A 12,524-nucleotide genomic window follows, 5' to 3' on the forward strand; every position below is an offset into this window, starting at 1 on the left:
GGGCGCCACATTAGCCGAAAGCCTGCCTCTAGAAAAGCCTCATAACAGCGGTTTTAGCGTCGGCCAGACATTTTCCAGCAACTTGCCCTGAGCCCCCGCCGCCGGGTGCAGACCGTCGGCCTGCATCAGGTCCGGATGACCACCGACACCTTCGAGAAAAAACGGCACCAACGGGATGTTTTTCTCTACGGCGAGCTTGCCGTAAACCTCAGCGAACGAATCGGTGTAGCGCTTGCCATAATTGGGTGGCAACTGCATGCCGAGCAGCAGCACTTTCGCGCCGCTCTGCCGCGAGCTGTCGATCATCGAAGCAAGATTTTGTTGCAATTGCGTTGGCGGCATCCCGCGCAGGCCGTCGTTGCCACCCAACTCGAGGATTACCAGCTCAGGCTTATGCTCTGCAAGCAGCGCCGGCAGCCGCGCCAGGCCTCCGGCACTGGTGTCGCCACTGATCGAGGCGTTGACCACTTTATCGTCGAAACCCTCCTGTTTGAGCCGCTGCTCGAGCAGCGAGACCCACCCCAGACGGGTATCCAGGCCGAAACCGGCGCTGATACTATCGCCAACGATCAGGACAGTACCCGCCGCTGCGTTCTGGGCCATGCACATCAAGGCCAGGCCAGCACTCAAAAACCATACACGCATCGGATTCTCCATGGGCGCAAGCATTCTCACCGCGAAGAACCTCAGCAAAGTGGTCCCTAGCGCGGAAGGTGAACTGACTATCCTGCACGAACTCAGCCTGGAACTGAACAAGGGCGACAGCCTGGCCATCGTCGGCGCGTCCGGTTCCGGCAAATCCACCCTCCTCGGCCTGCTTGCCGGCCTCGACCTGCCGAGCAGCGGCGAAGTCACCCTCGCCGGCCAGGGCCTGAGCAATCTCGACGAAGACCAACGCGCGCGAATCCGCGCCGAGCACGTCGGTTTTGTCTTCCAGTCGTTCCAGTTGCTCGACAGCCTCAATGCGCTGGAAAACGTCATGCTGCCGCTTGAACTCGACGGCCGCAAAGATGCCCGCGAGCGCGCCACGCAATTGCTTCAGCGCGTCGGCCTCGGCCAGCGCCTGACCCACTCGCCGCGCCAGCTCTCCGGTGGTGAACAGCAACGCGTGGCCATCGCCCGCGCCTTCGCTGCCGAACCGGACGTGCTGTTCGCTGACGAGCCGACCGGCAACCTCGACAGCCACACCGGCGAGCGCATCAGCGACTTGCTGTTCGAATTGAACAAGGAACGCGGCACCACCCTGGTGCTGGTGACTCACGACGAACGCCTGGCCCATCGCTGCCGGCGCCTGATCCGTCTTGAAGCCGGGCTGCTGGTCGCCCCTCTGGAGCCTTGATGGCACGTCTGCCGCTGTTGCGTCTGTTCAGCCTTGCCCTGCGCCAGCTCATGCGCGATGCCCGCGCCGGAGAATTGCGCGTGTTGTTCTTCGCGCTGGTGGTGGCCGTCGCGGCGAGCACCGCGATCGGCTACTTCGGCGCCCGCCTCAATGGCGCAATGATGCTGCGCGCTACCGAGTTTCTCGGTGCCGATCTGGTCCTTGAAGGCAGCTCGCCGGCCCGCGAGGAGCAAATCCGCAGCGGCACCGAACTGCGCCTGAATCATGCGCAAGTGGTGGAGTTCTCCAGCGTCATCGCCACCGACAATGGCATTCAGTTATCCAGCATCAAAGCCGTCGACCGCGCGTATCCTCTGCGCGGCGAGCTGAAAAGCGCGCCCGCACCATTCGCCCAGGAAGAAGTCGGCGGCGAACCGCAACCCGGTGAAGCCTGGGTCGAGGCACGTCTGTTGACCGCGCTGGATCTGAAGATCGGCGACAGCATCGACGTCGGCATGAAGACGCTCAAGCTGACCCGCGTGCTGACCTACGAGCCGGATCGCGCCGGCAACTTCTACAGCCTGACGCCACGGGTGTTGATCAATCTTGAGGACCTCGCCGCCACCGGCGTGGTGCAACCGGGCAGCCGGGTGAGTTATCGCGAACTGTGGCGCGGCGAACCGCAGGCGCTGGAAACTTATCGCGAGCTGATCAAACCGGGCCTCGCTGCAAACCAGCGAATCCAGGATGCCCGTGACGGTAACCGGCAGATTGGCGGTGCGCTGGGCAAGGCCGAGCGCTATCTGAACATGGCCAGTCTGGTCGCGGTGTTGTTGGCTGGCGTGGCCGTGGCGCTGTCGGCCAATCGTTTCGCCAGTCGCCGTTTCGACGCCAGTGCCTTGCTGCGCTGCCTCGGCTTGTCACGCCGGGAAACCATGGTGCTGTTCAGCCTGCAACTGACCGTGCTCGGCCTGATTGCCGCCATAAGCGGCGCCCTGCTCGGCTGGCTGGCACAACTGGGTCTGTTCGCGTTGCTGCATGATTTGCTGCCAAGTGACGTACCGCCGGGCGGCCTGTTTCCGGCGATGGCCGGGATTGGCACCGGGCTGGTGGCGCTGGCCGGTTTTGCCTTGCCGCCTTTGGCTGCACTGGGTCGCGTGCCGCCGCTGCGGGTGTTGCGCCGCGACATGCTGCCGATCCCCTCGAGCACATGGATAGTGTACGGCGCGGCGTTGGGTGCGCTGGGCCTGATCATGTGGCGTCTGAGTCTGGATCTGCTGCTGACCTTCGCCCTGCTTGGCGGTGGCGTAGTCGCCGCGCTGGTGCTGGGCGGCCTGCTGTTGTTGCTGCTGCAAAGCCTGCGCCGCATGCTGGCCCGCGCCTCGTTGCCTTGGCGTCTGGGCCTTGGCCAGTTGTTGCGGCATCCATTGGCGGCGGCCGGGCAGTCGCTGGCGTTCGGTCTGATCCTGCTGTCGATGGCGCTGATCGCACTGCTGCGCGGCGAACTGCTCGACACCTGGCAGAACCAGCTACCGAAAAACGCGCCGAACTATTTCGCACTGAATATTCTCCCGGCGGACAAACAGGCTTTCGCCGATCACCTGATCAAGGTGTCCGCGCAAGCGGCGCCGTTGTATCCGGTGGTGCCGGGTCGGTTGATCAGCATCAATGGCGAAGCGGTACAACAGATCGTCAGCAAGGACTCGGCCGGTGACCGCGCCATTCAGCGTGACCTGAGCCTGACCTGGGCGGCGGATCTGCCGGCCGGCAACAAGCTCACCGCCGGCTCGTGGTGGAGCGGCCAGCCGTCCGATGATGTGCCGGGGGTTTCGGTGGAAGGCAAGGTTGCCGAAAGCCTGAAACTCAAACTCGGCGATCACATGGTGTTCAGTGTCGGCGGGGTCAATCGCGAAGCGAAGGTCACCAGCCTGCGCGAGATCAACTGGGACAACTTCCAGCCGAACTTCTTCATGATCTTCCAGCCTGGCACCCTGAAGGATCTGCCGGCGACCTACCTGACCAGTTTCTATCTGGCTCCGGGGCATGATCAGCAGATCGTCGAGTTGTCGCGGACCTTCCCGGCGGTGACCATCCTGCAGGTCGAAGCGTTGCTCGAACAGCTGCGCAGCATCCTCGCTCAGGTCACTCTGGCGGTGGAATATGTGTTGTTGTTTGTTCTGGCTGCGGGGATGGCGGTGCTGTTCTCCGGCCTGCAAGCGACGCTGGATGAACGCATCCGCCAGGGTGCGCTGTTGCGCGCGCTGGGCGCCGAGCGGCAGTTGCTGATCAAGGCGCGGCGTATCGAATTCGGTCTGTTGGGTGCGGTCAGCGGTCTGCTCGCGGCGATCGGTTCGGAGGTGGTCAGTCTGGTGCTGTACCGCTTCGCCTTCGATCTGCCATGGCATCCGCATCCATGGCTGCTGGTGCTGCCGCTGATTGGCGCCGCGCTGATTGGTGGCGCCGGTGTGTTCGGCACGCGTCGCGCTCTGAATGCGAGCCCGCTGACAGTGTTGCGCGAGGGTTGATAGACTCAAGCGGTCTTAATCACAAGAAGTCGCCATGAGTCGTTATCGCCCTCCCCGCACCGCCGGCACCGCGCTGATCACCCCCGAGGGTGAAGCGCGGATGCGCGCCGAATTCCATGAGTTGTGGCATGTGCGTCGCCCGCAGGTCACCCAGGCTGTGAGTGAAGCGGCAGCGCAGGGCGATCGTTCGGAAAACGCCGAGTACACCTACGGCAAGAAGATGCTGCGCGAAATCGACAGTCGCGTGCGTTTTCTCACTAAACGCCTGGAAGCGCTCAAGGTAGTCAGCGAAAAACCCAGCGATCCAAACAAGGTGTATTTCGGCGCCTGGGTGACCATCGAAGACGAAGACGGCAAGCAGTCGCACTACCGCATTGTCGGCCCCGATGAACTGGACCTCAAACAGGGTTTGATCAGCATCGACTCGCCGCTGGCCCGCGCGCTGATCGGCAAGGCACTCGACGCGGAAGTGCGGGTGCAAACGCCGACCGGCGAGCAGTTCGTTTACATCGTTGCGATTGAATACCCGTAAGACTGATCAGCGCCGAGTGATCAGGCCCTGCCGCGCTACGCGGGTCAGTTGCTTGATCATGTCCGGCGCATCTTCTGCGCTCGGCGCCTGAATCACCGCCAGATCGAAGCTGTCCGTAGCAAAACGCGCCAGCGACTCGCCGTCATCGACAAACTGGATCAGGAATGCGGCAGGACCGCCGCTGCGACGTGGCCAGCCATCGAGATAACGCAACAGCGTCGGCTGGTGTTTGCCGCCAAGAAGGATTTTCGGGTTGCGCTGGGTGACATGTGCCGTGATCGGCGCGGGACGTGCTGGAGGGCGTAGTGCGTTCATCGTGTCGTGTCTCTGCCTCAAAAGTCTGCATGGCAGGTGAGAGGCAACACCGAACCAGCGCTTTAGCGGTATTTCGAAGCCCTGTTCCGGCTTCTGACGGTAACTGTAGAAGTCACCTGGCGCCCCGCAAGTAGCTGTTTAAATCGGCGCATGGGCAACATCCTAGAGAACGTGACCGACCAGTGTCAAGAATCCCCCGCAACAAAAAAGGCCCGCGCAATGCGGGCCTTTGCCTTGAGCCAGAGCCTTCAACCGGCGATGGCGCGATCCGCCGAGAGCTTGCCGGCGCCTTCAATCAGGACCGCAATGCTGCCGGCCAACAAAGCCAGAGCGAACTCGTAACCGTTGTTGGCCATGAACAGACCGTTACCGATGTGCACCGAGAAGATCGCCACCAGCGAGAGGAACGCCAGACCGAGTGCCGCCGGGCGTGCCAGCAGGCCGATGATCAGCGCCAGACCGGCGAAGAACTCGGTACCGCCAGCCAGCGAGGCCATCAGGTAGCCGGGGGTCAGGCCAATGCTTTCCATCCATTGTGCGGTGCCGGCCAAGCCGTAACCACCGAACAGACCAAAGAGTTTCTGCGAACCGTGGGCGGCGAAGATCACGCCGACAGCAATGCGCAGGACAGTCAGGCCGTAACCGGCGCGGGTGAACAGAACCTTGTTGATCAGAGAGCTCATGGTGCATTCCTTGTTGTGCAGAAGTGTTTGTGTGTTTGGGTTGGTCGCTATATTAATCAGTTTATTTCATGTTTAAAGCGCAAAAATTTCGCCATAACAATCGAATTGTTAGATTATTTCCGTGTGACCACTTTCTGCTGCCGGGGCTCGAGCGACTCTCGCTCCCGGTCGAATGCCAGATAATACTTGTTCACGCTATTAACATAGCTGACGGCGCCCATCCCCACCTGCTCCATGGCAATGCGCTCGACCTGGAAGAACCACTGGTTGGGATTGAGGCCACGGCGGCGGGCTTCCGCACGCATACCCTGGACGCGCTCGGGGCCGATGTTGTACGCGGCGAGGGTGAACGCCATGCGCTCACGCTCGTTGAGTTTCGGGCTGCTGAAGAACTTGCGGCGGATCATCGCCAGGTACTTGGCGCCGGCCTGCACATTCGCATCGAGATTCTGGATATTGTTCACGCCGACCCGTTGCGCGGCGGACGGAGTGATCTGCATCAGCCCGGTCGGACCGCTGCCGCTGCGGGCGTTGGGCTGCAGACGCGATTCCTTGAACGCCAGCGCCGCCAGATTGAGCCAGTCCATGTTTTGCGCGTCGGCATGCTTCTGCAGGGTCGGACGGAGTTTTTCCAGACGCTGGCGATCGGCCTTGGCCAGCGGATTGTGCACCTGATAAAGGCGCCGATAGATGCGCAAGAAAGCGGCGTCTTCGTCCGACGGTCTCTTGTAACCGGTGAGGAAGCGATCGATGCTCGCGCGCAACATCGACGCATCGCGGCGCACGAACCAATGTTCTTCGCCCGGCTCGCCGAGGCTCAGTTGCCGATCGAGACGCAGCTTCGGCAGGATCTTGCCCCAACGCTCGGCAATCGGTTGCTCGACAATGGTCAGGTGGAAAATCCCGCCCTGGACCATCTCCAGCACGTCTTCGACCGCCAGCGTCGGATCGACCCACTCGATGTTGATCGGCGCCAGTTTGTGCAGCGCCAGTTTCTGGTTGAGCTGGCTGACCACCTCCCCCGCCGCACTGCCGGTAGGCAAGGCCAGGGTCTTGCCGGACAGTTGCTCGACCTTGGTGTACCGGCGCTGGCCCTTGATGCCGACCAGCACCAGCGGCACGTTGCTGGCAATCGGCTCACTGCTGGCCACTGCATAGCCCGATGGCAGATCGAGCAATTCACCGGGCGCGACCATGTCGCCTTCGCCGCGCTGCAAAGCGCCGAGCAATTGATCCTTGGCTTTGGGAATGATCTTGAGGGTGACTTCCTGGCCGTCGCGAGCATGGCCATTGAGGTATTGCTCGAACGCGCGCAATCGGTGGTACTCGACACCGATGGCCTGGCCCTGGACTTCGCCGGAGCTGTTGCGGCTCTGATTGACCAACACCCGCAACACGCGGCTGCTGCGGATTTCGGAGAGGTCGCGAACCTTGCTCGCCGGTACGGCTTGCAGCGGTCCGGGCAGGCGCGCGGCCGCCGTCATCGGCAGCAGCAACGCAGCACACAACAGCAGCAGAACCGAGGGACGATGCATCCACTCTCCGAAAAGAATACGGGGCGATTCGTCGCAAAAGAGACGACATCACCGACGAAAACAGAGCGCTTTGCGCGCTGATAAAGTGCGTGAGACTGGCACAGTGATGGCATTGTCGCCACCCCGGAGTCCCCCGCGGCCTCAACAGACAGCCATAAGTCTTTGTAGTTCTTGGCTTTTCTTATAAATCTACAGCTCTGATATGCTTTCCGGCCTTCGGCCCGAGGTAGCACCATGCAACTCATCGATATCGGCGTCAACCTGACCAACCCCAGTTTCGCCGACAAACACCAGGCCGTGCTCGACCGCGCCTACGCCGCCGGCGTCTGCCAACTGGTGCTGACTGGCACCAGCGTCGAGGGTAGCGAGCAGGCGCTGGAACTGTGCCAGCAACTGGATGAAAGTGGCCAACGGCTGTTCGCCACCGCCGGTATTCACCCGCATTCGGCCAGCGACTGGAACGCTGACAGCGCCCGTCGTCTGCGCAGTCTGTTGAACGAATCCAGCGTCGTCGCGGTGGGCGAATGCGGGCTGGATTTCAACCGCGACTTCTCCCCGCGCGCGCAACAGGAAAAGGTTCTCGAAGAACATCTGGCGCTGGCCGTCGAACTGCAATTGCCGGTCTTCCTGCACGAGCGTGATGCCAGCCAGCGGCTGCTGGAGATCCTCAAAGACTTCCGCGATCAACTGCCGGCGGCGGTGGTGCACTGCTTCACTGGCGAGCAAAAGGCTTTGTTCAGCTACCTCGATCTGGATCTGCACATCGGCATCACCGGCTGGATCTGCGACGAACGCCGGGGCACGCATCTGCATCCATTGGTCAAAGAGATCAAGCCGGGGCGGCTGATGCTGGAAAGCGATGCGCCATATCTGCTGCCGCGCACGTTGCGGCCGAAACCGAAAAACGGTCGCAACGAACCGGCGTATCTGACCGAAGTGCTGCGCGAGGTGGCGTTGCATCGCGGCGAGACTGAGGAAGCGCTGGCCGCACATACCACCGCGTGTGCCCGGGCGTTTTTTAATCTTCCCATTCTCACCTGACTGCACACTTCCCCTGTGGGAGCGAGCCTGCTCGCGAAGGCGGTGGATCAGCTACAAATGGGCTGAAGGACGCAGCGCTTTCGCGAGCAGGCTCGCTCCCACAATAGATCTCGGCATCTGTTGATTCATATCAAAACTCCCGAATCTGCATAGCGGCACAATAATGGCACCTTGCCAAAACTGTTTCCGCTATCAGAGAAGACCTCCATGGGTGCCTGGCTTAGCAACATCTCGCTGAAATACAAATTCTGGGCGGTCAACGCGGTCGCCTTTGTCACCACCCTGCTGCTCGTACTGTACGCCGTACATCTCGAACAGCAGGCCCGCAGCCACGCCGCGCAGGCATCCGCACAAGCGCAGGCGCAGTTGCTCAAGGCCTGGCCGCTCGGGCAACCGTTGCCCAAGTCCGCCCAAGTGCTGACATTCAAGCGCAGTGAAGCGCCGCGTCTCAATGATCAACCGCTGCTGGAAATCACCGGCAGCAACGGCTGGAACGCCATCAATGAAATGCCGCTGTTTGGCGAGAATCCGTTGATCGGCGCCGAAGTGTTCAGCCGTGCCGACGGCGAGCAAGTGGCGGTCATCGCCTATGCCCCGAGCCTGAGCCAGGTGTTCAGCGAGCGTTTCGCCAACTATGCGCTGGCGGTATTCATCCTGATGCTGGCGATGCTCGGCGCCTCGCAACTGTTGATCCGCTTTCTGCTCAGCCAGCTCAACACGTTGAAAGACGTGATGCTGCACGTTGAAAAAACCGGCGACCTCTCCGCTCGCGTGCCGCTGGTGGGCAGGGACGAAGTCGGGCAGATGGCCAATGCCTTCAACGCCATGCAGGCCGGTTATCAACGCGTCGTGACCACCGTTGCCAGCACCGCGCGACAACTGGATGACGGTGCAGCGCGGCTGGCCTCGAGCATGAACGACGTGCGCCACGGCATGCTCGGCCAACAAAGCGAAACCGACCAGGCTGCCACCGCGATCAACGAAATGACCGCCACCGTTTATCACATCGCGCAACACGCCGGCGCCACACGCGATCTGTCGAAAACCGCCGATGTCCTCGCCGGCAGCGGTCAGCAGGTGGTGGCGCGGGTGCAGCAATCGATTGCCGGGTTGTCCAACGGCGTGCAGCAGACGGCAGAAATGATTCAACGCCTGGCCGAGGACAGCCAGAAGATCAACGGCGTGGTCAGCGTGATTCACAGTATTGCCGAACAGACCAATCTGCTCGCGCTGAATGCGGCGATCGAAGCGGCCCGCGCCGGGGAGATGGGTCGCGGCTTTGCCGTGGTCGCCGATGAAGTGCGCAATCTCGCCAAGCGCGTGCAGGCTTCCACCGACGAGATCACCGGCATGATCGCCGCGTTGCAGGCCGGCACCCGCGATGCGGTGGATTTCATGCAGGAGAGTTCGTACAAGGCCGACGACTGCGTGCAGCAGGCGCAGGAGGCTGGCGCGGCGCTGGCGGAAATCACCGGAGCGGTGGCGCAGATGCGCGAAAGCAACACGCAGATTGCCGTGGCGGCGGAACAGCAGAGTCAGGTTGCCGAGGAGATGAATCGCGCGGTGGTGAGTATTCGTGACGTGACCGAGAACACCGTGCAGCAGACGGTGGATTCGGCGACGACCAGTAATGAGCTGGCGACGTTGGCCGGGGAGCTGAACAAGGCGATAGGTCAGTTGAAATTGTGAATCCGCTTTCGCGAGCAGGCTCGCTCCCACATGCGCCATAGAATCAATGTGGGAGCGAGCCTGCTCGCGAAGGCGTCAGAGGCATCTACATCGAATCCTGCGATGACGGCTATCACTTCAATAGCCAACCTTGATTCGCCGCGCTCCGCGCCCGGGCCTATTCTTCAACCATGAAGTTCAACATGGATCGAGGAGTAGCAAACATGGGCAAACGTCACCCCAACCTTCCCGCATGGCAATGGCGCGCCTACCCGGGCAATCATCAGCATCCGACCAATCTGGTCCTGCACTTGATTGCCGTGCCGCTGTTCATCGTGGCGTTTCTGTTGATCGTGTCGGGAGTGTTCAGTCTGAGCCTGGCCAGCGTCGCCATCGGCGTGATCGGTATCATCGCGGCGCTGGGTCTGCAGCGCCACGGCCACGGCCTGGAGGCGCAAGCCTCCGAGCCGTTCAGTGATCGCAAAGATGCCGTGTCACGTTTGCTGGTCGAGCAGTTTCTGACCTTTCCGCGGTTCTTTCTCAGCGGTGGCTGGTGGCGCGCCTGGCGTGAGCGCCACCGTCGGCATTGAGTCAGGCGAAGATCGTCACGGTCTGCCGACTCATGGCAATCAACTCCCCTTTCGCGCTCCACAACTTCGCGGCGACATGGCCGTAACCGTCGGCCGCGTATTCGATGTCGGCCAGGTATTGGCACCAGTCCAGCGTGCTCAAATCGTGTAACGGCTGCACGAATTCGATGGTCCAGGTCAGCGTGCTACCCGGCGCCGGCTTCTTCAGATACGGCAACAGCGCCGGCGGCCAGGCATCCACCAGTGCCAGCAGATGTGCCTCGTTGACCGGCTCCTCTTTGACATCCCCACGCAACCGCACCCAGCCGCCCATCAAGCGCGATGCCGTGCCGGAAAACGGAATACCGCCGACGCTCCAGCGCATCGCCAGATGGCGCATGAATTCCGGGGTCACGCCTTTGATGTAGGGCAGCTCCTGGCATTCGTCCCAGTGTTTCATGATCGGCGCTGGGTAGGCTTCGACGGCGACTTCCGAGGGCCGCGAGGCACCGAAGCTGCCCTGAATGATCGTCACCACCTGACCATTCTGCATGGCGCGGCCCAACACCTGGCTGACGGCTTTGCCTTCACGCAGCACATCGACTTCGAAACTCACCGGCACTTCCGGCTCGACCGGGCCGACAAAGGTAATCGCCAGCGAACGCACCGGGCGCTCCGTCGGCACCCTGGCGCGCATGGCTTCAAATTGCAGCGCGGCCACCAGTCCGCCAAAACTGGCGCGGCCCTGCCCCCATTCGGCGGGGATGATTACTTCAGGTTGTTGGCGGACAGCATCGAGCAGATCGCAAAAGCGCATGGCAACCTCGGAAAACGAGAAAGGAATGCGCGGATCTTACCCAGCCCCGGGCGGCGGCGCAGCGTCTATTCCGGTCAAATGGGCTGACAGATAGGCCTTGGCACTTTTCGATTTCGCCGCAAAACCCTTGTAGGAGCTGTCGAGTGAAACGAGGCTGCGATCTTTTGATCTGTTTGCAAATCAAAATCAAAAGATCGCAGCCTTCGGCAGCTCCTACAGGGGATGCGCAAGCTTCAGGATTTGAAACACGTAGCGCTGAGCTTTTCCAGCACTTGATCGGCCTTCAGCTCTGCCTTGATCAACCCGGCCTGCCAGGTGGCCACGCACGGTTGCAGATCAGCCTCCTGTTCGGCGCGCGCCAGCCATTGCCAGCAATCGTGCCAGTCGCCCAGTGCGCCTTGCGCGGATTTCAGGCGTTTGTAGGCCGATTTCGGCAAGCGATCCAGTTCGGGGTAGGCTTCGATACCATAGCGCACGCGTTTGATCAGCAGGCGCAGGCGATGGCGGTCATGGGCGGGATCGTGCAGCGCTTCGTCGAGTTTCTGCCATTGTTTGCCCAGGCGTTTTTCAATGCGTTTATCCAGATCTTTGAGCAAGCCCTGACGCTGGGACGCGCGCAAAAATCGTGGAAAGGCGTCAAGAATCATCAGCAACGAAGCCACTTCCGCACTCGCCGCCAGCGCCGGATACGCCTCGGCCATTTGCGCCAGACGCCGCTGCGCAGCCTCGGGCTGATCATGCTCGAGCAGATACGCCGCGAGCACTTCGCGATCACGCCACGGTGTGGTCAACTCGCCCACCGCAGACGCCGCCGCCTCCAGTTGCTCGACACCCGGCAAGCCGCGCAACGGCCGCAACAGACTGCGCAAGCGCCGCACCGTGGTGCGCAAATCATGCAACGCCTCGGGATCAGTGCGCGCAGTCAGGCGCGCCTGACATGCCAGTAGCCGCACATCCAGGCTCAACACATGAGCCACCAAGCGATCGATCATGGGGTCTACTCCGTAGACAGCTACAAGCTTCTAGCTACAAGCTTCAAGCTGAATGTGATTGCTTCAAAGCTTGCGGCTTGCAGCTAGAAACTTGCAGCTGCTGTTAACGTCCTGCGCGGGATTCGCGAATGTAGAAGCGGGCTTTCTCGGCTTTCTTGCTGCAGCCTTCGAAGCCTTCGAATTGTTGCTGGGTCTTGGCGGCGGTCAGCAGCGACAGCGCTTTGGAATAGCTGACGGTGCCGGCGAAGCCTTCGGCCTTGGCCAGATCCAGTTCGTGCCAGGCCGCGTCGAGTTGGCTGCCGCAGCTGTCGCGGTACGCGGTTTTGCCGGCGCAACCGGCCAGAACCAGAGCCATCAACGGTACACAGATCCAGGCTTTCATCACTCACACCTCAAGGTAGGTCAACAGTCGTGCAGGTAAGACGGTCAAGCGGTGAAAAAGTGCCTCGCTGATCGGTCAAACCACGTGGCGCAGAGCATAGCGCGCAAGCGTACGCCGCGAACGAAAAACGACGTCACCGCTTCGCGC

General features: G+C 61.6%; 13 protein-coding genes. 6 read left to right on the plus strand and 7 right to left on the minus strand.

Annotated features, from left to right (window positions below):
- Window positions 1-39 precede the first annotated feature (39 nt).
- Complete coding sequence (locus tag AB4N85_RS13545; RefSeq protein ID WP_252868046.1) at window positions 40-645, minus strand: arylesterase; 606 nt, start codon at window positions 643-645, stop codon at window positions 40-42.
- A 10-nt stretch (window positions 646-655) separates the two neighbouring features.
- On the opposite strand from AB4N85_RS13545, the gene AB4N85_RS13550 reads away from it, so the two are divergent.
- Genes AB4N85_RS13550 through greB form a run of 3 tightly spaced genes read left to right on the plus strand, consistent with a single transcriptional unit; the run spans window position 656 to window position 4,375 of the window.
- Window positions 656-1,339 (plus strand): ABC transporter ATP-binding protein, encoded by a 684-nt coding sequence (locus tag AB4N85_RS13550; protein ID WP_016770883.1) that lies wholly within the window; start codon window positions 656-658, stop codon window positions 1,337-1,339.
- A complete protein-coding gene (locus tag AB4N85_RS13555; protein WP_460064707.1) occupies window positions 1,339-3,843 on the plus strand; it encodes an ABC transporter permease in 2,505 nt (834 codons plus the stop codon). Before AB4N85_RS13550 ends, AB4N85_RS13555 begins: the two co-directional genes overlap by 1 nt.
- Window positions 3,844-3,877: 34 nt before the next feature.
- On the plus strand, window positions 3,878-4,375 hold the full coding sequence (greB, locus tag AB4N85_RS13560) for a transcription elongation factor GreB (RefSeq protein WP_252868048.1): 498 nt from the start codon (window positions 3,878-3,880) through the stop codon (window positions 4,373-4,375).
- Window positions 4,376-4,381: 6 nt separating this feature from the next.
- Here the strand turns inward: greB and AB4N85_RS13565 are convergent, their stop codons facing one another.
- The 3 genes from AB4N85_RS13565 to AB4N85_RS13575 form a co-directional block, all read right to left on the minus strand.
- Window positions 4,382-4,690 (minus strand): hypothetical protein, encoded by a 309-nt coding sequence (locus tag AB4N85_RS13565; protein WP_095182213.1) that lies wholly within the window; start codon window positions 4,688-4,690, stop codon window positions 4,382-4,384.
- 248 nt (window positions 4,691-4,938) lie between these two features.
- Window positions 4,939-5,373 (minus strand): DoxX family protein, encoded by a 435-nt coding sequence (locus tag AB4N85_RS13570; protein ID WP_016770887.1) that lies wholly within the window; start codon window positions 5,371-5,373, stop codon window positions 4,939-4,941.
- Window positions 5,374-5,486: 113 nt separating this feature from the next.
- Window positions 5,487-6,908 (minus strand): MltF family protein, encoded by a 1,422-nt coding sequence (locus AB4N85_RS13575; RefSeq protein ID WP_252868049.1) that lies wholly within the window; start codon window positions 6,906-6,908, stop codon window positions 5,487-5,489.
- 234 nt (window positions 6,909-7,142) lie between these two features.
- On the opposite strand from AB4N85_RS13575, the gene AB4N85_RS13580 reads away from it, so the two are divergent.
- The 3 genes from AB4N85_RS13580 (at window position 7,143) to AB4N85_RS13590 (ending at window position 10,207) form a co-directional block, all read left to right on the plus strand.
- The gene (locus tag AB4N85_RS13580) at window positions 7,143-7,949 is read left to right on the plus strand and encodes a TatD family hydrolase (RefSeq protein ID WP_252868050.1); all 807 of its coding nucleotides are present in this window, start codon (window positions 7,143-7,145) and stop codon (window positions 7,947-7,949) included.
- A gap of 207 nt (window positions 7,950-8,156) precedes the next feature.
- Window positions 8,157-9,638 carry a methyl-accepting chemotaxis protein gene (locus AB4N85_RS13585; protein WP_252868051.1) on the plus strand — a complete coding sequence of 494 codons (1,482 nt, stop codon included), beginning with the start codon at window positions 8,157-8,159 and terminating at the stop codon, window positions 9,636-9,638.
- Between the two features lie 203 nt (window positions 9,639-9,841).
- A complete protein-coding gene (locus tag AB4N85_RS13590; RefSeq protein ID WP_016770891.1) occupies window positions 9,842-10,207 on the plus strand; it encodes a DUF962 domain-containing protein in 366 nt (121 codons plus the stop codon).
- Between the two features lies 1 nt (window position 10,208).
- Here AB4N85_RS13590 and AB4N85_RS13595 read toward each other — a convergent pair whose 3' ends face one another.
- From AB4N85_RS13595 to AB4N85_RS13605, 3 genes are all read right to left on the minus strand, one after another.
- Window positions 10,209-11,003 carry an acyl-CoA thioesterase gene (locus AB4N85_RS13595; RefSeq protein ID WP_056788449.1) on the minus strand — a complete coding sequence of 265 codons (795 nt, stop codon included), beginning with the start codon at window positions 11,001-11,003 and terminating at the stop codon, window positions 10,209-10,211.
- Between the two features lie 233 nt (window positions 11,004-11,236).
- Window positions 11,237-11,995 carry a CHAD domain-containing protein gene (locus AB4N85_RS13600; RefSeq protein ID WP_252868052.1) on the minus strand — a complete coding sequence of 253 codons (759 nt, stop codon included), beginning with the start codon at window positions 11,993-11,995 and terminating at the stop codon, window positions 11,237-11,239.
- A 103-nt stretch (window positions 11,996-12,098) separates the two neighbouring features.
- Window positions 12,099-12,377, minus strand: a complete 279-nt coding sequence (locus AB4N85_RS13605) for a hypothetical protein (protein ID WP_016770894.1) — start codon at window positions 12,375-12,377, stop codon at window positions 12,099-12,101.
- Window positions 12,378-12,524: the final 147 nt, after the last annotated feature.

The organism is Pseudomonas sp. H1_G08, assembly GCF_054681355.1.